The sequence below is a fragment of the Mesorhizobium sp. W050 genome, assembly GCF_054719535.1.
Genome location: NZ_JBTTIH010000001.1, coordinates 1,145,214 through 1,171,498 on the forward strand (window position 1 = coordinate 1,145,214; position 26,285 = coordinate 1,171,498).

At 59.6% G+C, this 26,285-nt stretch carries 25 protein-coding genes; 9 read left to right on the forward strand and 16 right to left on the reverse strand.

What is annotated here, in order from left to right:
* Nucleotides 1-28 precede the first annotated feature (28 nt).
* Together ACYG9Y_RS05485 and ACYG9Y_RS05490 are read right to left on the reverse strand one after the other, a co-directional pair.
* Nucleotides 29-997: a manganese catalase family protein gene (locus ACYG9Y_RS05485; RefSeq protein ID WP_023681124.1), complete on the reverse strand. Its 969-nt coding sequence runs from the start codon at nt 995-997 to the stop codon at nt 29-31.
* A gap of 379 nt (nt 998-1,376) precedes the next feature.
* Nucleotides 1,377-4,529: a GAF domain-containing hybrid sensor histidine kinase/response regulator gene (locus ACYG9Y_RS05490; RefSeq protein ID WP_023739563.1), complete on the reverse strand. Its 3,153-nt coding sequence runs from the start codon at nt 4,527-4,529 to the stop codon at nt 1,377-1,379.
* Nucleotides 4,530-4,750: 221 nt separating this feature from the next.
* Here ACYG9Y_RS05490 and ACYG9Y_RS05495 point away from each other — a divergent pair, with 221 nt between their 5' ends.
* From ACYG9Y_RS05495 to ACYG9Y_RS05510, 4 genes are all read left to right on the forward strand, one after another.
* Nucleotides 4,751-5,005 (forward strand): hypothetical protein, encoded by a 255-nt coding sequence (locus tag ACYG9Y_RS05495; RefSeq protein ID WP_023696347.1) that lies wholly within the window; start codon nt 4,751-4,753, stop codon nt 5,003-5,005.
* A gap of 128 nt (nt 5,006-5,133) precedes the next feature.
* Nucleotides 5,134-6,192, forward strand: a complete 1,059-nt coding sequence (locus tag ACYG9Y_RS05500; RefSeq protein ID WP_023739562.1) for an alpha/beta fold hydrolase — start codon at nt 5,134-5,136, stop codon at nt 6,190-6,192.
* A 20-nt stretch (nt 6,193-6,212) separates the two neighbouring features.
* Nucleotides 6,213-6,743 (forward strand): DUF1003 domain-containing protein, encoded by a 531-nt coding sequence (locus ACYG9Y_RS05505; protein WP_023739561.1) that lies wholly within the window; start codon nt 6,213-6,215, stop codon nt 6,741-6,743.
* A gap of 242 nt (nt 6,744-6,985) precedes the next feature.
* Nucleotides 6,986-7,378 (forward strand): response regulator, encoded by a 393-nt coding sequence (locus ACYG9Y_RS05510; RefSeq protein WP_023668021.1) that lies wholly within the window; start codon nt 6,986-6,988, stop codon nt 7,376-7,378.
* Nucleotides 7,379-7,546: 168 nt separating this feature from the next.
* On the opposite strand, the gene ACYG9Y_RS05515 is transcribed toward ACYG9Y_RS05510, so the two are convergent.
* From ACYG9Y_RS05515 to ACYG9Y_RS05525, 3 genes are all read right to left on the reverse strand, one after another.
* Complete coding sequence (locus ACYG9Y_RS05515) at nt 7,547-7,723, reverse strand: hypothetical protein (RefSeq protein ID WP_023725512.1); 177 nt, start codon at nt 7,721-7,723, stop codon at nt 7,547-7,549.
* A 192-nt stretch (nt 7,724-7,915) separates the two neighbouring features.
* Nucleotides 7,916-8,152, reverse strand: coding sequence for a DUF6894 family protein (locus ACYG9Y_RS05520; protein WP_023668023.1), 237 nt, complete (start codon nt 8,150-8,152; stop codon nt 7,916-7,918).
* Between the two features lie 19 nt (nt 8,153-8,171).
* Entirely contained in the window at nt 8,172-9,011 is an 840-nt protein-coding gene (locus ACYG9Y_RS05525) for a Crp/Fnr family transcriptional regulator (RefSeq protein ID WP_245260468.1), read from the reverse strand.
* Nucleotides 9,012-9,317: 306 nt separating this feature from the next.
* Between ACYG9Y_RS05525 and ACYG9Y_RS05530 the strand changes: the two genes are divergently transcribed.
* A complete protein-coding gene (locus tag ACYG9Y_RS05530) occupies nt 9,318-12,647 on the forward strand; it encodes a DEAD/DEAH box helicase (RefSeq protein WP_023739559.1) in 3,330 nt (1,109 codons plus the stop codon).
* A gap of 71 nt (nt 12,648-12,718) precedes the next feature.
* Here ACYG9Y_RS05530 and cyoD read toward each other — a convergent pair whose 3' ends face one another.
* The 5 genes from cyoD to ACYG9Y_RS05555 form a co-directional block, all read right to left on the reverse strand.
* Entirely contained in the window at nt 12,719-13,129 is a 411-nt protein-coding gene (gene cyoD, locus ACYG9Y_RS05535) for a cytochrome o ubiquinol oxidase subunit IV (RefSeq protein ID WP_023668026.1), read from the reverse strand.
* Complete coding sequence (locus ACYG9Y_RS05540) at nt 13,126-13,803, reverse strand: cytochrome (ubi)quinol oxidase subunit III (protein ID WP_023739558.1); 678 nt, start codon at nt 13,801-13,803, stop codon at nt 13,126-13,128. The genes cyoD and ACYG9Y_RS05540 overlap by 4 nt, the downstream gene beginning before the upstream one ends.
* Nucleotides 13,800-15,800: a cytochrome o ubiquinol oxidase subunit I gene (gene cyoB, locus ACYG9Y_RS05545; protein ID WP_023704618.1), complete on the reverse strand. Its 2,001-nt coding sequence runs from the start codon at nt 15,798-15,800 to the stop codon at nt 13,800-13,802. Before cyoB ends, ACYG9Y_RS05540 begins: the two co-directional genes overlap by 4 nt.
* A 2-nt stretch (nt 15,801-15,802) precedes the next feature.
* A complete protein-coding gene (gene cyoA / locus ACYG9Y_RS05550) occupies nt 15,803-16,732 on the reverse strand; it encodes a ubiquinol oxidase subunit II (protein WP_245260467.1) in 930 nt (309 codons plus the stop codon).
* A gap of 230 nt (nt 16,733-16,962) precedes the next feature.
* Nucleotides 16,963-17,853: an MBL fold metallo-hydrolase gene (locus ACYG9Y_RS05555; RefSeq protein ID WP_023668030.1), complete on the reverse strand. Its 891-nt coding sequence runs from the start codon at nt 17,851-17,853 to the stop codon at nt 16,963-16,965.
* A gap of 299 nt (nt 17,854-18,152) precedes the next feature.
* Here ACYG9Y_RS05555 and ACYG9Y_RS05560 point away from each other — a divergent pair, with 299 nt between their 5' ends.
* Nucleotides 18,153-19,310, forward strand: coding sequence for a hypothetical protein (locus ACYG9Y_RS05560; RefSeq protein ID WP_023739556.1), 1,158 nt, complete (start codon nt 18,153-18,155; stop codon nt 19,308-19,310).
* A 69-nt stretch (nt 19,311-19,379) separates the two neighbouring features.
* Here ACYG9Y_RS05560 and ACYG9Y_RS05565 read toward each other — a convergent pair whose 3' ends face one another.
* From ACYG9Y_RS05565 to ACYG9Y_RS05575, 3 genes are read right to left on the reverse strand one after another with little or no spacing between them, the layout of a single operon-like run.
* Nucleotides 19,380-19,901, reverse strand: a complete 522-nt coding sequence (locus ACYG9Y_RS05565) for a ferritin-like domain-containing protein (RefSeq protein WP_023687824.1) — start codon at nt 19,899-19,901, stop codon at nt 19,380-19,382.
* A gap of 47 nt (nt 19,902-19,948) precedes the next feature.
* Nucleotides 19,949-21,091: a UDP-galactopyranose mutase gene (glf, locus tag ACYG9Y_RS05570; RefSeq protein WP_023681140.1), complete on the reverse strand. Its 1,143-nt coding sequence runs from the start codon at nt 21,089-21,091 to the stop codon at nt 19,949-19,951.
* A gap of 2 nt (nt 21,092-21,093) precedes the next feature.
* Nucleotides 21,094-22,266 (reverse strand): glycosyltransferase family protein, encoded by a 1,173-nt coding sequence (locus tag ACYG9Y_RS05575; protein WP_023704621.1) that lies wholly within the window; start codon nt 22,264-22,266, stop codon nt 21,094-21,096.
* 353 nt (nt 22,267-22,619) lie between these two features.
* Here ACYG9Y_RS05575 and ACYG9Y_RS05580 point away from each other — a divergent pair, with 353 nt between their 5' ends.
* A complete protein-coding gene (locus ACYG9Y_RS05580; RefSeq protein WP_023668035.1) occupies nt 22,620-23,537 on the forward strand; it encodes a glycoside hydrolase family protein in 918 nt (305 codons plus the stop codon).
* A 290-nt stretch (nt 23,538-23,827) separates the two neighbouring features.
* Here ACYG9Y_RS05580 and ACYG9Y_RS05585 read toward each other — a convergent pair whose 3' ends face one another.
* Nucleotides 23,828-24,130: a hypothetical protein gene (locus tag ACYG9Y_RS05585; protein WP_155929678.1), complete on the reverse strand. Its 303-nt coding sequence runs from the start codon at nt 24,128-24,130 to the stop codon at nt 23,828-23,830.
* 17 nt (nt 24,131-24,147) lie between these two features.
* Between ACYG9Y_RS05585 and ACYG9Y_RS05590 the strand changes: the two genes are divergently transcribed.
* Together ACYG9Y_RS05590 and ACYG9Y_RS05595 are read left to right on the forward strand one after the other, a co-directional pair.
* Nucleotides 24,148-24,657, forward strand: a complete 510-nt coding sequence (locus ACYG9Y_RS05590; protein ID WP_023739555.1) for a pyridoxamine 5'-phosphate oxidase family protein — start codon at nt 24,148-24,150, stop codon at nt 24,655-24,657.
* 40 nt (nt 24,658-24,697) lie between these two features.
* Entirely contained in the window at nt 24,698-25,297 is a 600-nt protein-coding gene (locus ACYG9Y_RS05595) for a cupin (protein ID WP_023739554.1), read from the forward strand.
* Nucleotides 25,298-25,397: 100 nt separating this feature from the next.
* Here ACYG9Y_RS05595 and ACYG9Y_RS05600 read toward each other — a convergent pair whose 3' ends face one another.
* Entirely contained in the window at nt 25,398-25,694 is a 297-nt protein-coding gene (locus ACYG9Y_RS05600) for a SemiSWEET family sugar transporter (RefSeq protein WP_023687830.1), read from the reverse strand.
* A 15-nt stretch (nt 25,695-25,709) separates the two neighbouring features.
* Nucleotides 25,710-26,276 (reverse strand): hypothetical protein, encoded by a 567-nt coding sequence (locus tag ACYG9Y_RS05605; protein WP_023739553.1) that lies wholly within the window; start codon nt 26,274-26,276, stop codon nt 25,710-25,712.
* Nucleotides 26,277-26,285 lie beyond the last annotated feature (9 nt).

Here is a 26,285-nt window from a genome sequence, read left to right on the forward strand (position 1 = left end):
AGATGCCCGCAATGATGTCGGCTCTGTGCTAACGCCTACGTGCGCGTTTGACAGCAGCCTCTGCCACGGCCGGGGCCTCCTGAATGCTTGCCGCGCCGCCAAAATCGGCGTTCTTGGTACGGCCAGCTCCCGGGCCAGCCCCTAGATCAGCGCCTGTTGTCGGATCGGAAGCCGGATCGGAAAGCGTACGGTCGGCCATCCTGGCCACCACCTTCATGTCTTTGGCCCCCAGCTTGACAGTTGCAAGGCCGTCTCCACCGTCGACGGGCATCACCTCTTCAAGGTCATCGATCCGATCCCACTCTTCGCCGGAATTCCATGGGCCAGCGACATCGCCGTCGCCTTGAGAGGTGTTGACGTACATGCTGGCGTACTTCTCTACGCCTGGGAGCTTGCCGGAAGGGAAATTGTTTTCGATCGCGTAAAGTGCTTTCTCAAACGACTTCTGGTGCGCGATCTCGCGCGTCATCAGGAAGCCGAGCGCGTCCTTGATTCCCGGGTCGTCGGTGATGTTGATAAGGCGTTCGTAAACGATCTTGGCGCGGGCTTCGGCGGCGATATTCGACCGCAAATCCACCGTAGGTTCACCGCGCGAGTCGACATAGGCCGCGGTCCAGGGAACGCCGGCTGAGTCGCACAGCGCGGGAGCGCCGCCGAACAGAATTGATTCCTTGGCTGTTGTGCCGCTGGCGCCGATCATTAGGTAAAGGTCGGCTTCCTTCATTTGGCCCTCGGCCAGCTGTGCCTTGAGCCCCTTGTTGAGCATGGTGACGATTGATCCCACCACTTCGAGATGGCTGAGTTCTTCGGTCGCAATATCGAGCAACATGTCGCGACGGCCAAGATCGTCCTCGCCAAGCCCTTGCGTGAAATAGCGCATGGCCGCTGCAAGCTCGCCATCGGCGCCGCCGAACTGTTCCATGATCATGCAGGCCAGGCGAGGATTCGGCTCCGAGACGCGAACGGTGTACTGCAGGCGCTTGTTGTGCATGAACATGGACATCTCTCCGGTTAGATCATCCGAACATCCCCGCAAGATGATTGTTCCATCCGGCCATCGGCCAGCGAGCATTTTTACGGCAGCTTCAGTGTTGAGCATCGCAGGGAGCCAGAGGCGGCATTTATTTCTCGCTGGGATTCTCCGACTGGCGACCGGCGGCAACGAGATTTCGATCGTGCTGCGCCATCACGGCAATGAGCAAGGCCGCGGATGGGCAAGAGGTCGACAAAATCTGGAGGGATACTGGCTCGGAAAAGTGAAGCCGGGCCATATTAATACGATGTCGGTGTCGACACCTTCGGCCCGTTTCGCCGCACACCTTACGCGGCAAACGCCGGGTTCGGTCACACGGCGAGCGTCGCGGGCTGTTGCCCGTTCACTTTCGATCCAGCACCTTCCGGACTTTCTCTGCCAATTCGTCGATCGTGTAGGGCTTGGTCAAAAGTTCGGTTCCGAAATCGAGCGTGCCGTTGTGGACAATCGCATTTCGTGTGTAGCCGGTGGTGTAGAGCACTTTTAGCGACGGGTGCATTGTCTTGACCTGATCCACCAGCTCCCGGCCCGACATCTCCGGCATCACCACGTCGGTGAACAGAAGCGACGGCACTTGCCCGCTTTCGACGGCCACCAGCGCTTCGCGTGGACCTTGCATTTCCAGCACGGAGTAGCCCAGTTCCCGCAGCGCTTCCGCGGCCATCAGCCGGACGCGATCTTCATCCTCGACAACCATGATGATCTCGTCTGCACAGCCGGGGTGCTCGCCTGCCACGACGTCGATTTGGCTGTCGAGCACGCCATGGTGCGAGCGCGGCAAATATATTTTCAAGGTGGTTCCGATGCCCTGCTCGGAATAGATCTTCACACTGCCGCCGGACTGGCGAACAAACCCATAGACTTGGCTGAGTCCCAGCCCGGTGCCTTTGCCGACCCCCTTGGTGGTGAAGAACGGATCGAAGGCTCTTGCGACAACATCAGCAGTCATGCCCGTTCCTGTATCGGTGACCGCTATCATCACATACTGGCCGGAGGGGATCGCGTTCTCCCTGGCATAGCGATCGTCGACGTGGGCGTTTGATGTCTCGATCGTCAGCTTGCCGCCAGCAGGCATGGCATCCCTTGCGTTGACGCAAAGGTTGAGCAGCGCGCTTTCCAATTGCCCTGCGTCGGCCTCGACATGCCATAGGCCCGCAGCGAGCACGGTCTCGATCTGGATGGTCTCGCCAAGCGTCCGGTTCAGCAATTCGCTCATACCGGAGACGAGGCGATTTGGATTCAGCCGCTTCGGCGCCAGTGGTTGCTGGCGGGAAAAGGCGAGCAGTCGCCTGGTAAGTTCTGCGGCACGTTGTGCTCCATCGATCGCGCCGGTTACGAATTGGTGGACGTTGGTATCGCCGTTTCTGAGCTTGCGCTGCACAAGGTTCAGGCCGCCGATGATGACGGCCAGCATATTGTTGAAGTCGTGCGCGATGCCACCGGTGAGCTGTCCGACAGCTTCCATCTTCTGGGCTTGGCGCAGGTGCTCTTCTGCTCTGGCGCGTTCCGCAACTTCATCTTTGACACGTTGTTCGAGCGTGCCGTTGAGTGTCTGCAGCGCCTTGAACAGCCGGGAGTTGTCGATGGCCGTCGCGGCATGGCCGGCAAGCCCCAGCAAGGCCGCTTCTTGCTGTTCGGCGAACACGCCGGTCTCTGAATGACCAAGGAAGAGGCCGCCCAGGACCTCGCCCGAACGCGAGACGACCGGCACGGCGAGATAGGAACGCACCGGCAGATGGCCCTCCGGCATTCCCTTGCGGGGCCAGTTCTTGCCGTAACGCGGATCGGTGAGGATATCGTCGGAACGCACCACGCTTGTGCCGCGGAAAGTGGGCTCGAACACCGCGGTGTTGCGCGGCATGGGAAAGTTTTCGAAAGCAGAACGAGGTGCCCCCGAAAGGGCGTAGAGCACATAGCTGTCGCCCTTGTCGTCGATCACATTGTAGAAGAAAGCTCCAAATTGTGCGCCCGACAGCACGACGCCGGCATCGGTTACCGTCTGGACAATTCGCTCCACGTCAAGCTCGGCCGCCACGGCTGCCACCGTAGCGTTCATCAACTGAAGCTGATGCTCCACCCGCTTTCGCGCGGTGACATCAACCACGGTGCCGATGAAGCGGATCGCACGGCCGGACTGGAAAAGCGCTTCCCCCGTTGCGGCAATCCAGCGCTCCTTGCCATCCCGAAGGCCGATCGTCCGGTATTCGATGTCGTAGCGGGAGGGGGTGCCCGGCGCGAGCGACTGGCGTACGGCCTCGTCGGCCCGTGCGCGATCTTCCGGGTGGAGGCCCGCCAGGAAGGCGCTTTCATATGTCACCTCCGCGTCCGGCGGCAAACCAAAAAGGGCTTTGCACCGGTCGTCCCAACGCAGCACTCCGCTGATGGGATCGTAATCCCAGGTGCCAATAGCGGCCGCGTCGGTGGCAAGCCTCAGCCTCTCCTCGCTGGCCCGTGCCGCCTGTTCCGAGCGAACGCGCTCGATGTGAGCCCAGGACCGCTCCGTCACCTCGGTCAGCAAGGACAGTTCGCGTTGCGACCAGACGCGGCGCTGCTTGTCGTGGATGGCCATCAGGGCAGTCAGTCGGCCTTGTTTGACCAAAGGCATACAGATGGTTGCCGTTATCCCGATATCCTGAAAGGTCTTCGCTTCCTCGGGAGCAATTTCCTCAAGGTTGTTGTTGATGATAAGCGGCTTGTTGGCGCTGAGGTTGGTGACAGCCAGGCGACCGAAATCGGCAAGACTGTAATATCCCCTGATGCTGGGCGAGCCAGGTGCGCTCCAATCGCCGCGGATGGTGAAATGGTCTTGGTCCTGCTCCATGTCGGCATAGGCGCAAATCGACACGCCAAGATGTTCGCCGAGGAGCCGAGTGGTGATCTGCATGACAGCATCGGCGTCGGCCGCGAGGGCTATCTCCCTGCCGAGGCGGTCGAGAAAAGCAAGGCGTTCGGCGTTCTCACGCAGGGCCAGTTCGGCGCGAAGGCGTTCTATCGCCGTACGCGTCCGGTCCGCGACTGCCGAAATGAGGGCTACTTCCTCCGTCGCCCAGCGTCTGGGCGCGGAGTGGTTCAGGTATAACAGCGCCACCAGCCCGCCATGCTCGGTGACGGGCATGTTGATGACGGATTGGGCGCTGATGGCTTTGAGTGCCTCCGCATGGCCGCTGGTTCGCGGATCTGTCTCGGCGTTTTCAAAGACAACGGTTTCGCCTCGCTTCAAATCCTCGATATACGAGCCGTAGTTCCTGAAATTCAGCGTCCCAGCCAGGCTTTTGATGCCTGGCGCGTTCCAGTCCCTGTCGATGGTGATCGTTTCTTTCTCTAGATCGATCGTGCCGTATCCGGCTCGGCTGATGCCAAAATGGTTCCCCAGCAGTTCCGCGGCTGCGTAGGCCAGTTCTGCGGGATCCGTAATCTCGCGAATACGGTCGCCCAGCGCTGCCAAAAGCTCGAAGCGCTGCAGTTCAGATCGCGGATTGCTTGAAGTGGCCCCCATTTCGCCCCCGTTTTGCCCGGACTTAAATGCAGTCTGCGGCCAAGAGTTCCCCGCAGGACGGCAGTTTCTTTGGCGGGCCGGTCAGCCGAACACGCCGCACCGGTCATAGGTTAATGACAGCTTGGCGCGCTGTGGCGGATAAAGGGGGAAACCAGCGGGCACTTGACGAGCTCCCGCTGGCTGGGTGCCCGAACCGCACTTCACTCGTTTGGAGACGTTTGATGCTTGACCGACCCATTCTTACGAATACGGACGCTCTCTATCCAGACGACCTGAAAACGCTTCGGTCGGTTTTCGACGCGCTGTGTGAGGAATTTGAGATTTCGTCGGACACTACCGCGGCAGAATCCATCGCGAGAGAGTTGGTCAGACTTTTCCAGACCGGGATGACGGAAGCGGCCATGCTGATGATTGCCGTGCGCGCACGTTGGCAGGGTGATTGGAAACTGGGAGGCAGCAGCGCTGCCCAGGCTTAACGGTCCCAACTCCATGGAGAAGGCCTACTTTAGCCGCTTGAGCCGGTTGTACAGCGTTGTCTTGTCTGGCGGAACAAGCTTTCGCCCCGAGAGTTGGGGTCGGCAGATAGTTTCCAACAGGCACGGGCATGGCGTTCGACAGAGATGGACCGAAACTCGCGACCGGGTTGCTCGCGGCCTCGTTGGCGGCGCTGGCGGCATACAACGCCATCCGCGCCAAACGTGCGATTGCCGGCCGGGCGTGCGGACGTGTGATGGAGATCGATGGTCTGCGCCTGCATTTTATCGAAGCCGGAACCGGCATGCCGCTGCTTCTCCTGCATGGCAATGGATCCATGGCGGAGGATTTCAAGTCGAGCGGCATCTTCGATGAGGCGGCAAAGACCTACCGGGTGATTGCATTTGATCGTCCCGGTTTTGGGCGAAGCTCACGGCCGCGCGGCCGGCGTTGGTCCGCTCGCGACCAAGCCGACCTTATACATGCCGCCGCCTGCGGGCTGGGTATAGAGAAATACCTCGTGCTTGGACATTCCTGGGGAGCTTGGATCGCCCTCGAGTTGGCGCGAAGGCATTCTCCATCGGTCGCCGGCATCGTGCTGGTCTCGGGTTACTACTATCCGTCACCGCGGCTGGATCTTGCACTGGCCGCACTCCCTGCATTGCCTGTGATCGGCACCGCGTTTCGTCACACCTTGCTGCCCCCGCTTGTAAGGCTTGCCTGGCATTGGGCAATGGAGAAGATCTTTAAACCCGCCGTCGTCGCCAGCGACTTCGCCGCACTGGCCAAAGATGTCGCCAGCCGCCCTTCCCAACTGCGGGCGGTTTCTCTGGAGACAGCATCGATGCTGGCCGCGTCCCTCTTGGGAAAAGCCAACTATAGGGACATTGCCGTGCCCACCGGCATCATGGCGGGATCCGGGGACCGGTTGTTCGACGCGCAACGCGATGCACGACGCTTGCACGCGGAAGTCGGTAGGTCTCTCCTTGAGGTGGTTCCGGGCGCCGGCCATATGGTTCATCAGAGCGCCCCGCAAGCCGTGGTTGGCATGGTGCACACCATTGCAGGGCGGCACGCCTTGTTCCAAGCGGGCCGTCGGCAGCGACCCAAGTCGCGTGCCGACGAGTTCAAGGCAGATCCGGCCTCGCGGGAGCCACCGGCGATAAGCGACGCCGCTTGCACGGAATGATCTCCAAACGGGGCTTTCAAATGAGCGACCAACGTCCAGCCGACATGCAGTCGGTGCTCCACCAGAACATACAGGCCCTGGTCGAGCACAGGCGACAGCAAGAGGAGCACCAAGGTGTTCAAGCGTGGGTCGCCGGCGTTGTTTCGCGCTTCGCGGGAAGCATGACTTTCGTCTATTTGCACCTTGCAATTCTTGTCGTCTGGGTCCTCGCGAACCTTGGCGCGATACCAGCCGTCCCAGCCTGGGACCCGACTTTCGTGATCCTGGCCATGGTCGCCTCGGTTGAGGCAATCTTCCTGTCTACTTTCGTGCTGATCAATCAGAACAGAATGGCCGCACACAGCGAGCGCCGAGCCGAACTGGATTTGCAGATCAGCCTTCTAAACGAACATGAAACCACGCGGCTGATCGAGATGGTGGCTGCCTTGACGGCGCGTCTGAATATCTCGACCCCGGCCGACAAAGAGCTGCCGGAACTCGCCGAGAATGTCGATCCCCAAAAGGTGATGACGCAAATCCAGCAAGCTTCTGAAGATCAGGAGAACGCTTGATCAAAGCGACCTCGTCGGCGACGGTTCAGCGTCGGCTACAACCTGTAATTCAGCCTCATTGCCAAGGCTGTCGAAGCAGCTAAGCCGGTGTCGGCCTTTTCCAGGGTGGCTTCCCGACGTCACAAGTCCGCCGCGCAATCGAGGCAGCGTAGAGCTTCGATAGCCAAAAGGCTGCTGCGGGTCAGATGGAACCAAGTTGACGCCGAAATCGTATTAGCGGTGGCGGCTTGGGGAGATTCCGGATGAGCGAAGGTGCTGTTCTGATCGTCGAAGATGAGACAATGATCCTGCTCGACCTCGAGTCAGCTTTGGAGGAGGCCGGCTTCCAGGTGGTCGGCACTCGGAGTGCCGCCGAGGCGCTGGCGGCTTTCGACCCCGATCCGACCAAGTTCAAGGCCGTACTCACGGACATCCGTTTGGGACCAGGACAGTCGGGGTGGGAGGTCGCTCGGCACTTGCGAAGGTCCAACTCTACCATCCCCGTTGTCTATATCAGTGGCGACAGCGCGGTACACTGGGGAGCGGAAGGTGTGCCCAACAGCATAATGATCACCAAGCCCTTTTTTCTGCCGCAGATCATAACTGCCGTTTCTCAACTTTTAAACGCGCAGCAAGGTGCAGAAACTCACCTCTAGGAATCGGACCGCGGCTCCACGAAAACCACGGAACATTCAATCGGCGCTGTCTGGCGTAAAGCGTTCGCGTCTGCTTGGGCCGGCGGCCTCAACCAGATGTCGACCTCAGCTCCTTCCCCTCGCCACCGGCTCGCATCCACTCGGGAGCCCTCCCGAAAGCAGGGGCGCTCATTGGTTGAGCTTTCGGTCGAGTTCGTCAAGCAATGACCGATGCTCGCTGGGCATGTCCGTATCTGTCGGCAGATCCAGCAACTGGCGAAGCTGGCGACGATTGGCGTCCGATGAAATCCACTGCCGTATGAGGCGGGCTATGACCTTTTGTTGTGCCTTGCCGATTTCTTCCATGTTAGATTCCGAGCTTGTCCGTTGGACGAACTCGGCGGCTCTTTGATGGTTCCCCGTCCTGTACACAAATCGAGGCACAATCTATGGGTTAATGCATGTCGCTCAAAAGTGGCCCTGGTTTTGAGACACGACGTGCCAGTGGATGTTTGCAGTCCCAGTCCGCTCGCCTAACGCTGCGCGTAGAGTGCAAATTTATACGTTCGATTTTACCCGAAGCGAGAGGCTCAGCCGCAAAATCTTGGCGCCATTTTCATCGCGCACTTCGATAAACAATTGCTGCCCGTCGACGCTCTTCAGTGACTCTCTCGTGAGGTCGACAAGGCCCTCGAATCCCGCGCGGCGGACCTCCTCGAGGCCAGCGCATTCGACACCTATTTCGTCCTCGAAGATGAGATCGCCATCGCCGCTGTCGAAGAAAAATCGTGCCATCGGAGAGCTTCCGTCACTGCTAATCTGCGGGGTTCCTTTGGTGCAGGTAGGTCGTGTCGAAATCTCCTGCGTGAGTGAGGCCAGCCCAGTCCAGTGCGTGAACTTTTGATCCCGAGGTGGCAATGAGGCCTCTGCGTCGTAGTTCCTGGAGCATCCGGTTGACGTGGACCGTGGACAAACCCAGTGCATCGCCAAGGGCCGCCTGTGTAATGGGAATATCCGCCACGTGATCCTCAATGCGCCCCATGGAGCGCAAGCGAAAAATCAGTTCGCACAGGATGTGAGCCATGCGGGTGTATGCCTCGCGCCTTCCCACATTGATGACCCACTCCCTATAAATCGCGGCATCTATCAACGTCGACCGCCAAAAAGCGGTGGCGATGCGAGGGTGCTGGTCGCAAACGGCACGCAGAGTGTCATGCCGCATGAAACCTATTCGCGCCGGCGTAAGGGTCGAGAAGTTACAATCCATGACGGACAGATGCAGCCCATGCAGATCAGGAATGTCGCCGGCGACGAAGAATGATGTGATTTGTCGCTTTCCTTCGCCCGTATGTTTGGTGGAACCGACCAAGCCATCAAGAACGATAAACGAGTAAACAGGACGGTCGCCCTCACGCACCAGATCGTGGTTGGCCGAATATTCCTTCTCCTGGATCGGAATGCCTTTCAGAACGCCGATGTCGGCCTCTCGAAGATCCGAGATGGTCTGAAGCTTGCGAATGAGTACATCCGAGGATGAGGTGGGGAACAAATTGACTACCTGGCTGATGTTGGTGATCGAACTATTATCCGCGCCAAAAGTTCCGATTGGCATGGGGACATATGCGCGGCGGCAGAAGGCGCCGCCGTGCGGCATGGTCCCATGCCTGGAGCGTTCTGCCAGCGTCGAGGGTGGTTGAGGATCCCGGAATGATCGAAGCACAGTTTTTTAGGACAGCCATAGGTGAGGCAGGCAGCAATGCATTAACCTATGACATAGGCTCGGTTAGAAATTGTCCCGCTGGGCAGCCAGCCCCAGGAGTTCGCCGATCACGGCGCAGCTTTGACCCTTCGCTCCGCCCTTTCGAGGGCTGCACCCGCAGCCCGTCCTGGAACTCTTTGATGCGCCACCAGGAACGGGGTGGCTCCGCTGACGTTGTCTCAGTGGCAAGGTGAGATTTCAGTGAACAGGCATATTTCGCGGACGGATGTCGAACAAATCGATCACACGGATGACAGCGGGTTTGCGATAGAGCACGGCGGACCGCCAACCTCAGCAATCGCGGTAGCGCTGGCCCGTGGCCTGGAGACCAGTCGGGACAAGCACATCATCCATATAGCTCCCTCGGAACGCAGTGCCGAGGAGATCGCCGGCGCCTTGCGTCAGTTCCTGCCTGACGCGGATATAATCTTGCTGCCGTCCTGGGATTGCCTGCCCTACGACAGGGTGTGGCCCACACGCGCCAATATGGGGCGAAGGCTTCGTGCGTTGCGTGAGATCGCAACGAAGCCGGATCGCCCGCGCATCGCTGTAATGTCGCTCGAAGCCATTCTGCAGCGGGTGCCGCCTGCTCCGGTCATCGCTGGCGGTTTCACAATTCTGGAGGTGGGACAAAAGCTCGACCGTGACGATTTTAGAACCTGGTCCGAAGCCATTGGCTATGTCGTCGACGAGAGGGTCGACGAACCGGGTGAGATAGCCTTTCGGGGCGATCTCATCGATATTTTCCCTGCTGGCGCGGATGGCCCCGTTCGCGTCATCGTTGATCCCGATGCCTGCATCCGGCAGCTCAAGACCTACGACCCGCTCAGTCAGCTCAGCGATCAGGTTCGAGACTCGATTACGGTCGGACCGGCATCCGAGCTGATCTTTAAAGCTGGTGAGCATCCTGAGTTGACAGCGATGCGCGCGACGTCGATGGAGGAGCGCCTGGTCGCATCGTATGGCGCTATGCCATCCGTCTTCGATGCGGCATCCAGCGCTTCGATCTCCTTCCTTGAAGGGACCGACGGGCAGCCGCTCGGCAGAATTCTGGATCTGGTCGAGGATGCACGTCGTGCCAGGCAGGAGGCAGCCGGAACGAAAAAACCTTTGCCGGGACGATTTTACCTATCCCGTGAAGAGTGGGACGCTGCTCTGCTTAACCGCTGCTGCGTGAGACTAGCCGTTTCTGCCGTGGGAGTTCCCAAATTCTTCCGCCAGGCCCGACCCGGGTATGATTTCGCGGAATTCATCAGAGGGCAGACGAGTGCCGGAGTCAGAGTAGTGTTCACCGGCGATGCCTCTGAACTGCAGCGAGCAGATCGCCTGCTCGATAGGAGACTAGGCCGGCGGGCAGAGGAAGCGGCCGACTTGCCGCAAATCCTTTCGGCCGCGAGGGGCTCTGTTCTCAAGGCTGAATTCGTCCTCGACGAAGGGTTTGTCGACGCGCAATCCAATATCGCCGTGGTGGCCGCATCCGACCTGTTTGGGCCCGCGTTAAAGGCGAGCGGGAGCGCGACCACGGGCATACTCGAACCCGAGTTGCGCATTGGCGATGTCGTCGTCCATGAAGACCATGGCCTGGGCGTGCTCGCCGCGGTCGAACAGGTCGAGTTGGCTGGCCAGCAACAGGATGTCGTCAGACTGGAATATCATGGCGGGGCTTCCTTGCTGGTTCCGGTCGACGACTTTGGACGAATATGGCGCTACGGCTCGGAACCGGAGGCAGTGTCGCTTGATCGCCTCAAAGGCGAGGGCTGGCCGAAGCGACGCGAAGCTGCGTTGCGCGAGATCGACAGGCTGGCCAAACGCCTCTTGAGTCTTGCCAAAATCAGGTCCAGCCAGCCTGCCGAGATCATAAAGCCCTCCCGCACGGACTTGGCCCGTTTTGCGGCGAGATTTCCCTATACGGAGACGCCCGACCAAGCGGCCGCCATCCGCGCTGTGCTCGATGATCTTTCGTCGGGAAGAACAATGAACCGGCTCGTCTGCGGCGATGTCGGCTTCGGCAAGACAGAGGTCGCCCTGCGTGCTTGCGCCGCCGCGGCTTTCTGCGGGAAACAGGTTGCTATCATAGCGCCGACAACGGTGTTGGCACGACAGCACTATGAGACGTTCAGCCGCCGCTTCGCAGGAACCGGCCTGCAGGTCGCCCACCTTTCAAGAATGGTCGGGGCAGCGGAGGCGAGAGCGGCAAAAGAGGGTCTGCGGAGCGGCCAGGTTGCGGTCGTTGTGGGTACTCAGGCCCTGGCGTCCAAGAGCGTCACCTTCGCCAATCTTGGACTGCTGGTGATCGACGAGGAGCACCGGTTCGGGGTCAAGTTGAAGCGCGCGCTGCGGACCATGGCGCCTCGCCTCCATACGCTGAGCATGACCGCCACACCGATACCCCGGACGTTGCAATCGGCGTTGTCAGGCATCCAGGACGTCAGCGTCCTAAACTCTCCGCCCGCCAAAAGACGTCCCGTTCGCACGATCTTGGCAGCGTTCGATCCAGCATCGGTGCGCGCGGCCCTCCTGCGTGAATTTCACCGGGGTGGACAGAGCTTCTTCGTGGTCCCGCGTATCGAGGATATTGCCCCGGCCTGTGACCAGCTGAACAGACTGGTGCCGGAACTCGGGGTCAAGACGGCGCATGGTGAAATGAAGGGGAGACAGCTGGACGAAGTCATGGTCGGATTCGCCGACGGTGATGGCGACATTTTGTTGAGCACCGACATCATCGAGAGCGGCCTCGATGTGCCGCGGGCCAACACCATCATCGTTTGGCGCCCCGACCGGTTCGGTCTGGCGCAGTTGCACCAGCTGCGGGGCCGGGTCGGAAGGGGGGCGGTGCAGGCCGTTGCGTTTCTTCTGACCCAGCCTGGCGTTGAACTGACCGACAGCACCAGGGCCCGGCTTTCGACGATGCTTGCGCTCGATCGGCTCGGCTCAGGCCTGGCAATCAGTCAAAGGGACCTCGACCTGCGTGGCGCCGGCGATCTTTTCGGAGAAGACCAGGCCGGGCATATGAAGCTGATCGGAGTGGGCTTGTACGAGCACTTGCTGGAGCGCGCGGTCTCGGCGGCTGGCGGAGGGGCCAACTTCGGCAAGCAACTTGCCGAGATCAATGGCTCGGGAAAGGGGGCTTTTCCCGAGAGCTATGTCGACGAGCCTACGGTGCGCGTTGGCCTCTATGCGCGGCTCTCCCGCATCCGTTCGGAGCCGGACCTCGATACATTCAGCGAAGAGCTCGAGGACCGCTTTGGAGACATGCCTGGCGAAGTAACCCTTTTGCTGGAATTTACCAGGTTGCGAATAGCAGCGTCGGAATTGGGCGTCGGCAAAGTCGATGTGGGTCCCGAGGCCATCGCGATCACCCCTAGGAACAAGCCGTCGGCGTCCCGATGGCGGAACAGCAAGGCTTTGGGCCTGGAGTACCGGAACGGCCGCCTGATTTTCAGGCCAATCCCGCCCGGCGTCTCAGGCATCGATGCGGTCCGCTTAGCGCTTGATGCCCTACGTGCAGCCCAGCCAAAGCACGAGATCTGACGAGCCTTTTGTCTCCTCGCCCCACGGTGCGAATGGTGCACTGTGGCGGCTGTGCGTTCGCAGGGCAGCGTTCAAGGCATCGTTCCGGCTTGATGGGGTGTCATGGCAGCCATGTTTTCATTCAGATGGGCCATGATCCAGATAGAGCCCAGAACCACCAGCGCGACGATCAGCACGCCGAAGGCCAGGGCCAGGATGTTGTTGGTGTTGTCCGGCCCGGTGGTCAGGTGCAGAAAGAAGACAAGATGCACGCCCATCTGCGCAACGGCGAGCACCACCAGGGCCGAGATGACCGCGGGCTGGTAAATCAGGTCGGTTCGCGCCGCCAGGAATGACGCGATCGTGAGCAGGATGGCCAGCCCGAAGCCGAGCACATAGCCCGAGAGGCCCCCAGCCGTTTCGTGCTCGCTTATGTGTTCCTCGCCCGGCGCTGAATCGCGGCGGTCCTGCAACTCGCCGGTCTTGCTCTCGAACTCGGTCATGACGATGCTCCCAGCAGATAGACCAGGGTGAAGATGGCAACCCAGATGATGTCGAGGGCGTGCCAGAAGAGCCCGAAGCAGTGGAGCCGCCGCAAAATGTCGGGCCGAAAGCCCTTGACCCACAGCTGCGCCATCATCGTTCCCAGCCAGAGCAGGCCGAGACCGACATGGGCACCGTGGCAGCCAACGAGCGCAAAGAAGGCAGAAAGAAATGCGCTGCGCGAGGGGCCTGCCTGCTCGCCGATCATTGCCGCGAACTCCTGTAGTTCCAGGAACAGGAACGCTGCCCCGAGCAACCCCGTGACGAGAAGCCAGAACTGCGTGGCAGCCATTGATCTGCGACGGGTGGCGAGTGTTGCCACGCCGCCGGTGAAGCTCGAAGTGAGCAGAAGGCCCGTCTGGACCGCAACCCGTGTCGGTTCGAACAGATCCTTGCCTGTCGGTCCGCCGGCGGTTGCCTTGGCGAGCACGGCGTAGGCGGCGAAAAATGCCGAGAACATGATGATGTCGGACAGGAGAAAGATCCAGAAGCCGTAGGTCACCGTGACGAACTTTGAGGCCGGGCCGCCTTCTCCGTGGCCCGTCGCAGAGCGCACCGCATGCCGACCGGTGTGATTAAGCCGATACGGGTCCCGTGCGTGGGTGCCGACGCTGGAGAATGCATGATCGCTCATGCCGGGCGCTCCCACCCGCGCAGCCAGGCAAACTGGGCTGCCTTGTGGTCATGATCGATGCGGGCGACCTCGTCGACAGGGATCTCGTAGTCTCCATGATCGCGCCAGGCGAATACGACGAAGGTTGCGTAGGCGCCGATGAAGCCGACGATCGCCAGCCACCATATATGCCAGATCAGCGCGAAGCCGATCAGTGTGCTGAAGAAGGCGGTGACGAAGCCAGTCGGGCTGTTGCGAGGCATCTCGATCGGCTCATATGCCTTTTCCTCGTCCGAGCTCTGTTCGATCCCTCGTTGCTTGATGCTCCAGTAGGGCTCTTCGTCTTCCACGTGAGGCAGCCGTGCATAATTGAAGACAGGAGGAGGAGAAGATGTCGACCACTCCAGCGAACGCCCGTCCCACGGGTCGCCGGTTTCGTCGCGAAACTTGTCGCGATGCCGGATCGAAACGAAAAGCTGTGTGATCTGCAGCGCCGCGCCGGCGATCATCACCACCACGCCGAAAGCGGCCACCACCAGCCACGGTGCCCAAAGGTCCATATCGATATGTTGCAGGCGCCGCGTCATGCCGAGCAGACCGACAATATAGAGCGGTACGAAGACCAGCATGTAGCCGGCCAAGGTGACCCAAAATGCCGCCTTTCCCCAGCCTTCGTGCAAACGGAAGCCGAACGCCTTGGGGAACCAGTAGGTGAAGCCGGCGAATGCTCCAAACAACACGCCCGAGATGATGACGTTATGGAAATGCGCGACGAGGAAAAGGGAATTGTGTAGCACGAAGTCGGCCGGCGGGACGGCAAGCAGGACGCCAGTCATGCCGCCGACGGTGAAGGTGGTCACGAAAGCCAGTGCCCAAAGCATCGGCGTGTCGAAACGAACGCGCCCGCCATACATGGTGAAGAGCCAGTTGTAGATTTTCACACCGGTTCCCACGGCAATGACCGACGTGGCGATGCCGAAGGCGGCATTAACGTCCGCTCCGGCACCCATGGTGAAGAAGTGATGCAGCCAGACCATGAACGAGACGATGCAGATGAACATCGTGGCCGCGACCATCGAACGGTATCCGAACAGCGGCTTCGATGAAAAAGTCGAGAAAATCTCGGAAAAGATTCCGAAGGCGGGAAGCACCAGGATGTATACTTCGGGATGGCCCCACGCCCAGATCAGGTCGACGAACATCATCTGATTTCCACCGGCTTCGTTGGTGAAGAAGTGGAAGCCGAGGTACCGGTCCAGCGTCAGCATTGCGAGCGTGGCGGTAAGGATCGGGAAGGCTGCGACAATGAGCAGGTTGGACGCGAGCGAGGTCCAGCAGAACATCGGCATTCGCAGATAGCCCATTCCCGGCGCCCGCATCTTGAGGATGGTCGTCACCAGGTTGACACCGGTGAGCAGCGTGCCGACGCCGGAGATCTGGATCGCCCACAGATAATAATCGACACCGACGCCCGGCGAGTAGGTGGTTTCCGACAAAGGGGCATAGGGCAGCCAGCCGGTGCGCGCGAACTCGCCGATCACAAGCGAGATGTTGACCAGCAGGGCTCCGGAAGCCGTCAGCCAGAAGCTGACGGAATTGAGCGTCGGAAAAGCGACATCGCGTACGCCAAGCTGCAGCGGCACGACGAAATTCATCAGGCCGATCATGAACGGCATCGCGGCGAAGAAGATCATGATCGTGCCGTGCGCGGAAAAGATCTGGTCGTAATGCTCCGGCGGGAGGTAGCCCGGCCCGTGAATCGCCAGCACCTGTTGTGTGCGCATCATGATAGCATCGATAAAACCACGAAGAAGCATGAGCATCGCCAGCACAATGTACATCACGCCGATGCGCTTGTGGTCGACCGAGCTTATCCACTCGCTCCACAGATACGGCCAGTACCCCTTCACCGTTATCCAGCCAAGCACGGCGGCTGCTGCCAGAAAGACGCCAAGGGCTGCGCCGAGGGGGATGGGTTGATCGAAAGGAACGGCCGACCAGTCGAGCTTGCCCAGCATCGTCATTCTGCGCCTTGTGGATGATGGGTCATCGTTGCCGCCGCCGCGGGTAATGCCCTTGGGCTCACCTGTGGCTCGCCGCTGGCTGCGCTCTCAGCAGGCCCCGGACCCGGTGGGAGCGTCTGCTGAACGACCGTTTCGAACAGCCCAGGCTGGACATGACCGAAGGAAGCCGGCGCCACATTTGTGCTTTGCCGGGCGAGTTCGCGATAGGCGTTGGCGTTGAGCACGCCGCCCCCGCCACGCAGCGATGACGCCCAGCGGGTGAAGGCATCGGCTGAAACCGCGCTCACACTGAAATTCATATCCGAGAAGCCGTCGCCGCTGAAGTGCGCCGACTGGCCGAAAAAGCTGCCCTCGCGGTCGGCCTGCAGATGCAATTCGGTCTGCATGCCGTTCATGACGTAGACCATGCTGCCAAGCTGGGGCACGAAGAACGTGTTCATCACGCTGGCCGAGGTCAACTTGAAACGCACTGGAACACCGGCGGGGATAACCAGTTGATTGACAGCGCCCACGCCCTGCTCGGGATATAGGAACAGCCATTTCCAGTCGAGCGCCACCACCTGAATGTCGAGCGGCGGCTGGCTAGAAGGGATCGGTTTGCGCGGATCGAGCTGATACGATCCGTAGTAGATCAGACCGCCAATGAACAGGATGGTGAGCGTCGGGATCGACCAGACGATCAACTCCACGCGTCCCGAATAGGTGAACTCCGGGTTATAGCGGGCGTTGCTGTTCGAGGCGCGGAACTTCCAGGCGAATGCCAGAAGCGCAACAAGCGTGGGAACAACGATCACCAGCATCACCGCCAGCGAGTTCAAAAGGATCGTGCGATTACCGACACCAATTGGTCCTTGGGGATCGAGCACTCCCCCCGCGCAACCGGGCAAGAATGCGCCTCCGACGATCCAGAGCAGTTGGCGTGTCAACTTAGGGCTGGATGGCAAGAACACCGGCTCTGCAATCTCTCTTTGCGGGAACGCGGGCTAGAGGCATGCGTTCGTCGGGTTTCCATCTGAGCCTCCCCATGGCGCGGAACCTCGCGGCACTTCGCAGGGTGTCGCCACCTGAGCGAGTGCCCCAACTGTCGCCGGCCGGGTTTGTTCCGCTGGACCGAGTTACTCTGTCCGATGGTCCCGCCTTGGCCCAATCTGGCCATTCAGAACGATGGCGGCTCGATTGGCCTAGCTATCGGCGACGCTGGCTCCCGCACGAATTTCAATTTCGGCGGGACGGCGAATACCCTAAATCGCTCAGCCAGATTATCGAGAGCCTGACGCATGCCCACTCCCGCAGCAGCCGCACCGTGTCCACTGATGACCATCTGGGGGCCCAAGGCAGCCAGATGCTTCACGGACCTTTCCGCTGCATCCCAGTCTGGCGTGAAATAGCGCGGCGGACCGTGCATCTCGAGATCCTGTATGGCGACTTCATAGACCGACTCCTGACCGGTGGTGATGAAAGCGTCTCCTACGATGAGCGAGCGGTCTTGCTCGCGCCAGAGCGAGATATGCCCAGGGGCATGTCCGGGTGTGTGCAGCCATTGCCATCCGGGCATTCCGGGGATCGATCCATCGGCGGGCAAGGGTTGCAAACGGCTGCCAAGATCGATTGGCCCGCGTGGAAAAAGCGGTGAAAGCAGCGCCATCAGTCCACCCCCAACCCAGGGATCCGGTGGCGGATAGGATGTGGTTCCGTCCAAATAGGGGTGCTCGAGTGGATGGGCGAAGACAGGCACGTCCCAGCCATTTGCGAGTTCTAGAACCGTTCCCACATGGTCGAAATGGCCATGGGTCAGGATGATTGCAGCCGGCCGTGCGTTGACGCCGAACCGCTTTTCCGCGACCGCTAGAATGCTGCTGCGAGACGTCGGCAACCCGGTATCGATCAGCACCCAGTTCCGATCTCCGCTGCCCGGTGCGCCGAAGAACACGACATTGACGATTGCTAGCCGCAAGTAACCCAGGTCCGGTGCGATGCTCCAAGCGCCGTCGCCACGATCCTCGCGCCTGGCGTGGTCGATCTCGGAAAGTCGAATCTGAACGGTCATGTGATCCCATGCCTCTGTTGTTGCCGAGCAGCCGCTCGAGTGGATGACGGCGGCTGTACATCGCCCCGAACTTGGGACGGGCCTCCTTGTTCCTCATTTGCACGCGGCGCCCGGACAGTTCACCACCGGAACAAAGGCTCTACCAATGGGTTCGGCACTACCCGGCCACGCAAGGACGAGCTGGACTGAGCAACGAACATGGGGCGCGCCCGACTGAATTCGGTATTTCGCCAACGCGGTTCCCGGTCCGGACAAGGCGGCCGAGTTCGAAGCCGATTGCCCAAAGGAGACTTCGAAAAATGAGCGAAGTGGGACGCCAGACGGAGGCCTCGGTTCCGGAAGCTTCGCGCTTCGCCAGTTTTTTCATGGCAGGCTTTGAATGCTCCTCGCACCGGCGCAAGGACGGCGTTCGCCTCGATCTTATTCGTGCGACCTCGCATAATTTGCATGCCCTGGGCGACTACCGCGGCTGCGCCGAACTCGGCCTTCGCACCATCCGCGACGGCCTGCGTTGGCATTTGATCGAAACCGCTCCCGGAACCTATGACTGGTCAAGTTGGGCGCCAATGGTTGAGGCAGCCCGATCGGCAGGTGTTCAGGTAATCTGGGACATCTTTCACTACGGATCTCCGGACCATGTCGATCAGGGCTCGCCGCATTTCATCGACGCCTATGCCTCGTTCGCGGCAGAAGCCGTCAAGGTACACCGTTCGATCACCGGAACATCGCCTCTGTTGTGTCCCATCAACGAAATCTCCTTTTTCGCATGGGCTGTTGAGGTCGGCTATTTCCCGCGTGTGGGGCCGAACAAACGTGGATGGTTCAAGCGGCACCTCGTGAAGGCCGCCATCGCGGGTGTTCGTGCAATGCGGGAGATCGATCCCGCCTGCAGATTTGTCTGGGCCGAGCCGCTTATCCATATCGCCCCTCGTGACCGGACCCGCAGCGAACGGCGCCGGGCCGAAAACGCCCGACAGGGGCAGTTCGAAGCTTACGACATGTTGCTGGGCCGCGTCGAACCTGAGTTGGGCGGGAGCGAAGATGTTGTCGATGTCGTGGGCTTGAATTTTTACCCGCACAATCAATGGTACGTAAACGGGCCGACGATTCCGATGGGACACCACGAGTACCGCGCCCTGTCGGAAATGTTGCTAGAAGTTGCTCATCGCTACGGCAAGCCGATGTTCATTGCGGAGACCGGTTCCGAGGGATCCGGCGGGCCGGCTTGGCTCCACTATGTCTGCGACGAGGTGCGTTCCGCAATCAGTCTCGGAGCGCCGGTCGAGGGTATTTGCCTGTACCCGATAACGGCCTACCCGGGCTGGGACAATTCGCGACATGCCGAGGTTGGTTTGTTTTCCGTCATCCAGGCTGATGGCAGGCGACACCTGCGCAAACCCACAGCAGATGAACTGGCCCGTCAGCAAGCTCTTCTCGTGGCGAACACGACGCCTTGAAGAGGCCTCAACGAGGGAGGGGCGGGCGAGCGTCTGTTTTTGAAACGCCGCCCGCGCCGGTGCGGTGCATCAGCTTTTTGCAGTCGCCCCAGCCTCGCGCAACCTGGCATACCGCATGGTAACGTCGCTCAGATTTTCCTTGAGCCAATTGGCCATGGCTTCCTCTTCGTTCAGGTTCTGCTTGAGGGCCCTTTCAGCATCCTGGAAGCCCCCGGCGTCGGCCAGTACCAGCAGCGAATTGTAGGCAGCAATCTCGTAGTTCTCGAATGCGAAATTCGCCAGGCTGTTCTTGATGATCTCGTCGCCAGCCATCGAATGTCCAATGGCGGCCACGCTGCCAACCATAGACAAGGCAGTGTCCTTGAGGGTGGAGTGCTCCTCGCCAAGGCCCTCCAGGACGGACTCGAGTCTCGTGATCTGGCCTTCGGTTTCCTGAATGTGCCGGCGCAAGCGATCGGCCACCTCCGGATAGTTCTCTATACGCTCGACCTGAGGCTTCATGATCGACAGCGCTTGATTTTCCATGGCGTGCGCGTTGCGCAAGCCGACGATAAATATCTCACGGCTTTCCGAGTTGAAGTTTGTATCCATCGAGTTTCTCCTTCTGATACCCGCCCGATCTTCCGTCTTGGAAGAAACTATCTTCTCGGCTCGGCCAACAACGGCTCCTCCGTGCGTGCCCAGGCCGGGAGGCTTTTTTGGATGCGCGCGAAAGTGGCCAGAGCCTGTCCGACTACCTGGTCCATGTTGTAATAGCGGTAAGTTGCAAGCCGACCGACAAACCACACGTCTGGGCAGCTTGCCGCGAGCGCTTCATAGCGCTTATAGAGCACTTCGTTTTCGGGCCGGGGCACGGGATAGTACGGGTCCCCGATGTCCGTGGGGTATTCGTAGGTCAGGCTGGTCCGCGAACTCTGCTGGCCGGTCAGATGTTTGTACTCGGTAATGCGCGTGTAATCCTCCGTCTGGGGATAATTGACCACGGCAACCGGCTGAAATTGCTCGCAATCCAGTGTAACGTGCTCGAAACGAAGCGAACGGTACGGAAGGTGCCCGAGCTGCCAGCCGAAATATTCATCGATCGGGCCGGTATAAACCATGCGCCTGAACGGTATCTTCTCACGAATTTCACGGAAGTCGGTCTGCAGCATGATCTTGATGTTTGGATGATCGAGCATGCGTTCGAACATCCGCGTGTACCCGCCGGCCGGCATTTTCTGGAAGCTGTCGCTGAAATAGCGGTCGTCACGGTTGGTCCTGGTCGGCACTCGTGCCGTGACGGATTTGCTCAGCTGACTGGGATCGACGCCCCATTGCTTTCTAGTGTAGCCGCGGAAGAATTTTTCATAGAGCTCGCGCCCCACGGTGCTGACGACGACGTCCTCAGCCGTTCGGACGTCCTCCACCGTTTCGCGTCGCGACGCGAAGAAATCCTCCAGCTGTGCCGAGGTCAGGTCCAGCCCGTAAAGCCGGTTGATGGTGTCGAGATTGATCGGGATGGGAACCAGTTGCCCGTCCACGGCCGCCAACACCCTGTGCTCGTACGGCCGCCATTGCGTGAACTGCGAAAGGTGGTCCACGATCGTTTGGCTGTTGGTGTGGAAGATGTGCGGGCCGTAGCGATGGATGAGGATGCCGGCTTCATTGTAGCAGTCGTAGGCGTTGCCTCCCACATGGCTGCGGCGATCGATCAGCAAAACGCTTTCCTGACGCTGCGACGCTATCCTTTCGGCAAGCACACTGCCGGCGAAACCCGCGCCGACGATCAGCCAATCGAACATGGCTATGCACTCCTGCGAAGGGGCACGACCTTCTTGCGTTGATAGGCGCGCTCAATGTGAGCTGCCATGGCATTCCATGTCCGTTCCCAGGACATGTCCGCAAGGTAGGCATCGACTTGCTGCAGGAGCATCTGACGCGGTCGCGAAAGAACGGAGCGCAGCTTGATTTCCAGATCGTCACAGTCGGCGATTTCCACCAGCCCGGCAGCACCGTAACTGCGCACCACGTCGACGATTGCCGTCGAGATCACCGGCAGACCCGCCGCGAGAAATTCCGGCGTCTTGGTCGGGCTGATGAAACGCGTCGCCTCGTTGAGGGCAAACGGCATCCATCCGGCGTCCCAATGGCGCAGATAGTCGGGCAGATCGCAGTAGGCTTTCGGGCCAAGCCAATGCAGGTTTTCGGCTTGCGGCAGGCTTGCAGGGTCGATCTTGACAACCGGACCGAGCATGACGAAATGCACGTCCGGCATTGTCTTTGCCGCTAGCGCCACGAGATCGACGTCCAGCCGCTCGTCGATGACGCCGAAATATCCAACCCTCGGGGAAGGAATGCCCGCCTGGTCCGCTGGGTCCCTTCCTGGCCGTCTTGCGGTGTGAAAGTGCCTCACATCGATGCTGCTCGGAAATGGAAAGATGGCGGGATGGAGGTGACGCTTGGTCTCGAACAAGCTTAGACCACCGGTGAAAACCAGATCCGCGCGGCGCAGAAGCGCCTTTTCCATCTGGCCCAGCTCGGGGGGCGCATTCCTGAACGCAGAGAGTTCGTCCATGCAGTCATAGACGCATATGTCTGGGTCGAGGAATTCCGTAAAGCGAAGAGCCATTGGGGTGTAGTACCAGGCGATCAGCCGGCTATGCGGCATAGAAGCGATGGTCTGCTGCACAAATCTCCGCTGGACGGCATCTGCTTTCGCGGCCGACGTGCCAAGCGGCAGCACTGGTGTGACAATCAGAATGTTTTCCGATGCCACGCTCGTCCGCATCAGCGGCTGCGGCAATTCTTCGAAAACGGGTTCTTCAAAGTAGACCACTCGCTGCTGAGCGGATGCGAGAGTGAGGAGATGCTGCGGACGCTGGTGAACAAAATTCCATCGTAAGTGGGAGAAGCAAACCAGTATATTTTCGCGACGAACATATTGACTGCCGGTTACCCCGCCAAAGGCCGCTTCCATTGACATACTCCCTCTGTGACACTATTTATGTTACGATTAACATTTGTTAATCGCGAATGGAGAGAACTACTTAGTTCCAGCTCCTAACTTTCGATCAGGTGAGTTGTTCCAACTGAAATGAAGAAGGCCCGGTCGCCCGCTTGGTCCACGCACGAAGCGGGATCTGGTTGCGTAGGCGAGGGCGGCTGTCGGGACCCGGCCGCCACTGAAAGCGTGGTTGAACGACGAATGCTGGTGGACAGCGGCATTGCCGTATTTGCGTTCAACTCGTTGGCTATAGAATGTGCCTAACATCAATGATTCGCCTGTATCTCTGCGCGTCTCCGACTGCCGAGGCGAATTCCGGGGCTGACATGAACATCAACTTTGAAACCAACGTTTTTCCACTGTTTCATCCGCAAAGCGTGGATGATCTCAAGGACCCGTGTCCTGTCTTCGATGGCCGTGTCTGGCACGTCTTCGGGTCAAGCGGCACGGTCACCACCGAGACGTGGAGAATCTTGCATGCCACGGCGCCCGATCTTTATGGGCCGTGGGCCGAGCATGATCCGATCGAACTTCCAATCAACGGCACTGGTGTTGCGGCTCCCGGTGTGACCCACGAGTGCGGCGTCTTCCACATGTTCATTCAGACGGAATTCATGAAGTCGGGTGGCCGTTGCGAGCATGCGGTTTCCAACGACGGGTTCCATTGGGTAGTCCTCAGTCCGGCCATTCTGGCCATCCCGGACACGGAAGAGGACGGCATTTACGATCCGCATCCAGCAGTCATTGGCGGTGGGCGCTACCTGGTTTATTCGGCGATGCCAAAATTCACCAGGGTGCCTCAGCCCGACATCTATCTGGCACGTAGCCAGTCCGACTCGTGGTTCGGTCCGTGGAAGCGGATCGGCAAAATCCTCGACCACAACGATGTTCCCCACCATAACACCAGAGATGATCCCGACTACGAATGGGGCATTGAGGGCGCGCAACTGATCGAGCTGCCGGACGGCCGGGTGCTTCTCAACGCCACTTGCTTTCTTCCGAATGGCCTTCGGGGAAACCGGCAACGGGTGTTTTTTGCCATCGCCGACGAGGTCAGCGGGCCTTACGTTTCGATCGGCCCGGTGCTGGAGCCAGGTCAACCGGGCGAGAACGGCCACTCGACAGTGATGATCGATGGCAGTCAGCTTTCACTGTTCTACCAGAGCCGGGTTGCCACAACCGATCACCGATGGCGCTATGGTTTAGCCAGATGCGACGTCGCTCTCTTTTCAAAGGTCGCGTAATTTCCAGGCTGCCATTAGCGCCTTCAGGCGGATGCGCGTCATGCGGCCATGAAACTCCTGAGGGTTGAAGGTGATCCGCGTCGGTGACGGCAAGTAAAGTGTCATCCGACGCAGTAGGAGACACGACATGGCCGATGCGGATTGACGATTGCCGCGATCGCACTTGGCGGGCGGCAAGTCGGGAAGGCCGGCCCTAACTCTGTCGCTCTTAGCGAAATGACTTGAGCCGTTCGTCAATTTTCTCCGTGGCATTGATGACACCGCCAGATGCCCTGCCAATGAGCTCATAGCTATTTCTTCGGTCCCTTGACAGGGAATGTCGCGTCGCCGTCTTTTTTGCCGGAGATCACCCGCGGATCGGCGCTGGCGACGCCATCGCTTCCGCCGCCCTTGTGGTCCTTTTCCGACTGACCCTTTGCGTCCTGCTCGGGTGTCCGTTTTGATGTTCGAAGCGTCTTGTCCGCCATCATGGCCTCGCGTTTGCCATCCAAACTTCCGGCAATTTCGAAAGTTCCACCGCCGCTTAGCAGGTCGAAGGAACCAGTGAGTTGGAACGTCGTGGCGGGACGTGAGTTGTCAGCAAGGATATTCACCCGCAGGAGGACATCTTATGGCTAACCGCCGAGAGCAGCAGACGGACCTCACGCCCGCCGAGGCAACAGACCGCATCTGGGAACTCGCCGAAAACATCGACGTCTGCATGTTCGTGACCTGGGACGGCGAGTACAATCGAGCCCGTCCGCTATCTGCGCGTGTGGTCCGTGAGGAAAACGCCATATACTTCCTCGTCAATGACGACAGCGCCAAGAGCAAGCAGCTGTCGACCTATCCAAAGGTCACATTGGCCTGGAGTGACAACAGCCACTACAAATACGTCACGATGTCAGGCCCGGCCACAGTGACAAATGACAGGGAAAAGATCGCCGAGCTCTGGGAGAAAACTGACTCAGCCTGGTGGGATAATGCCGATGATCCCGAGATTCGTCTGATAACGGTGAAACCCGAGGAAGGCGAATTGTGGGACAGCCCGGGGCTAATGATGGCTACCGCAACGATGGTGTTTGCGGCCGTTACCGGCGCCAAGCCGAATGTGGGCGACAACGCAAAGGTCGAGCTCTGAGCGAGCGGCTAAACTAACCTCTGCTTTAGAGGCAGCGTCGATGAGCATTTTGGAAACCAGCAAGAAAGTGATCGAGAACGTCACCGGTTTCGCAAGACCGCGCAAGCAAGCTGTCGCCGGATTTGTGAGGCAGCGAAAGTCGAATGAGTTCTGGTTCAAGGATGATGGACTTGTACCCAATAATCCAGCATGGCCGCTCGTCGTTTATCGAGGCGCCGTCGAATTGCCCGAAGGACTTGATCCAGCAGCCGTCATGGAGGTGCTTTTCGATGCAAACGGATGGGGCGATAGCTGGCGAAACGGCATCTATGATTACGTTCACTATCATTCGCAAATACACGAGGTTCTGGGCATTGCCCGCGGAAATGCTGAAGTCCGGTTTGGGGGCAAGAAAGGACGAACGCTGTCGCTGAAGGCTGGCGACGTCGCGGTCCTCCCGGCAGGCACCGGGCACCAATGCCTCTCGGCATCCGATGATTTTTTGGTTGTCGGCGCGTATCCTCCGTTTGGGACTTATGACGAATGTAGGAGCAAGGATCAGCATAGCGATGCGCTCGCAACCATCCCCAAGGTGGGGCGTCCGCGCAAGGATCCTGCATATGGTAGCCAAGGTCCGCTTCTGAAAAGTTGGAAGCGCTAATGCATGTCGCTCAAAAGTGGCTCCGGTTTTGAGACGACGAGATGCATAAAACAAAGACCCAAAGCGCGCGTTTTCTGAGTCCGTTCAAACGCGACGCGCTTTAGTCGTCGGGGTCGAAAGCCTTGGCAACTGCGTCTTTCTCAGCCTGCGGCAGGACTGTCATTGTGAGAATGAAGGCTGACAGCAGGAGACAGACGCCATTCGTGATTATGATCGGCCACTCTGCCTTCATGATGCCGAAGGCCAGCCACAAGGCGAAGCCCAACACAGTGATGGCATACATCGGTGCGGAGATGCCGCTTGTCTCTCGTGTCCTGATGATTTTCCAGGCTTGCGGGGTGAAACTGCTCATCGAGCAGACGGTCGCGAGATAGCCGATGAGCGTGACTGTCTGCATTGAAGCGGCCCTGACCTACGTCGCAGATACGCGCTTGAGATCAGATACGCGGACCACGCCGTGCTGGCTGACAAAGGTCAGGGTGGAGTCCGTGCTCTGGCTCTGCGAAACACCGGATATGCGATGGTCGCCTGTGTCATAAATCTCCATCTTTCCATGATCGTCGATGACCAGGCGGCTTTGCTCAGGAAACGCTGCGTAGCGCATATTGTTTGGAGAACCAGCGGCAGATGGGCTCCCAAACTCCTCAGGCCACCATGAGCCGGCGTGGGCCATAGCTGCAGAACGATAGCTCGTGTCGTCGCGTTGTGGCTTGGCGGGATGATCGCGCAGGTAGGCCGAGAGCTCCGCCGCGATAGTGTTGAGCTTCGCCTTGAGGCTGTCATCGAACATGTCGCCGACCATCGTCATGCCGGAGGACCATTGTGACATTCCTCCGAAGTCGACGTGGCTGAACTGGGCCATGGTTCCACCACCACGCCGCAACGCCTCAAGGACAGCCATGACAGCGCCATCAGTGACGCCATGCTGGCGTGCAAGGCGCGCAATCAGTTCAGCTTCCTTTTGAGTGTTTGTCATCATTGCGTCCTT

Bases quoted from the DNA above. Each gene is read 5' to 3' on its own strand.
- ACYG9Y_RS05560 (WP_023739556.1), top strand. From the start codon at position 18,153: ATGAGCGAAGTGGGACGCCAGACGGAGGCCTCGGTTCCGGAAGCTTCG.
- ACYG9Y_RS05505 (WP_023739561.1), top strand. From the start codon at position 6,213: ATGAGCGACCAACGTCCAGCCGACATGCAGTCGGTGCTCCACCAGAAC.
- ACYG9Y_RS05490 (WP_023739563.1), bottom strand. From the start codon at position 4,529: ATGGGGGCCACTTCAAGCAATCCGCGATCTGAACTGCAGCGCTTCGAG.
- ACYG9Y_RS05495 (WP_023696347.1), top strand. From the start codon at position 4,751: ATGCTTGACCGACCCATTCTTACGAATACGGACGCTCTCTATCCAGAC.
- ACYG9Y_RS05500 (WP_023739562.1), top strand. From the start codon at position 5,134: ATGGCGTTCGACAGAGATGGACCGAAACTCGCGACCGGGTTGCTCGCG.
- ACYG9Y_RS05590 (WP_023739555.1), top strand. From the start codon at position 24,148: ATGGCTAACCGCCGAGAGCAGCAGACGGACCTCACGCCCGCCGAGGCA.
- ACYG9Y_RS05555 (WP_023668030.1), bottom strand. From the start codon at position 17,853: ATGACCGTTCAGATTCGACTTTCCGAGATCGACCACGCCAGGCGCGAG.
- ACYG9Y_RS05565 (WP_023687824.1), bottom strand. From the start codon at position 19,901: ATGGATACAAACTTCAACTCGGAAAGCCGTGAGATATTTATCGTCGGC.
- ACYG9Y_RS05575 (WP_023704621.1), bottom strand. From the start codon at position 22,266: ATGGAAGCGGCCTTTGGCGGGGTAACCGGCAGTCAATATGTTCGTCGC.
- cyoB (WP_023704618.1), bottom strand. From the start codon at position 15,800: ATGCTGGGCAAGCTCGACTGGTCGGCCGTTCCTTTCGATCAACCCATC.
- ACYG9Y_RS05540 (WP_023739558.1), bottom strand. From the start codon at position 13,803: ATGAGCGATCATGCATTCTCCAGCGTCGGCACCCACGCACGGGACCCG.
- ACYG9Y_RS05515 (WP_023725512.1), bottom strand. From the start codon at position 7,723: ATGGAAGAAATCGGCAAGGCACAACAAAAGGTCATAGCCCGCCTCATA.
- ACYG9Y_RS05580 (WP_023668035.1), top strand. From the start codon at position 22,620: ATGAACATCAACTTTGAAACCAACGTTTTTCCACTGTTTCATCCGCAA.
- cyoD (WP_023668026.1), bottom strand. From the start codon at position 13,129: ATGACCGAGTTCGAGAGCAAGACCGGCGAGTTGCAGGACCGCCGCGAT.
- ACYG9Y_RS05600 (WP_023687830.1), bottom strand. From the start codon at position 25,694: ATGCAGACAGTCACGCTCATCGGCTATCTCGCGACCGTCTGCTCGATG.
- ACYG9Y_RS05520 (WP_023668023.1), bottom strand. From the start codon at position 8,152: ATGGCACGATTTTTCTTCGACAGCGGCGATGGCGATCTCATCTTCGAG.
- ACYG9Y_RS05525 (WP_245260468.1), bottom strand. From the start codon at position 9,011: ATGCCGCACGGCGGCGCCTTCTGCCGCCGCGCATATGTCCCCATGCCA.
- ACYG9Y_RS05485 (WP_023681124.1), bottom strand. From the start codon at position 997: ATGTTCATGCACAACAAGCGCCTGCAGTACACCGTTCGCGTCTCGGAG.
- ACYG9Y_RS05605 (WP_023739553.1), bottom strand. From the start codon at position 26,276: ATGATGACAAACACTCAAAAGGAAGCTGAACTGATTGCGCGCCTTGCA.
- ACYG9Y_RS05510 (WP_023668021.1), top strand. From the start codon at position 6,986: ATGAGCGAAGGTGCTGTTCTGATCGTCGAAGATGAGACAATGATCCTG.
- ACYG9Y_RS05595 (WP_023739554.1), top strand. From the start codon at position 24,698: ATGAGCATTTTGGAAACCAGCAAGAAAGTGATCGAGAACGTCACCGGT.
- glf (WP_023681140.1), bottom strand. From the start codon at position 21,091: ATGTTCGATTGGCTGATCGTCGGCGCGGGTTTCGCCGGCAGTGTGCTT.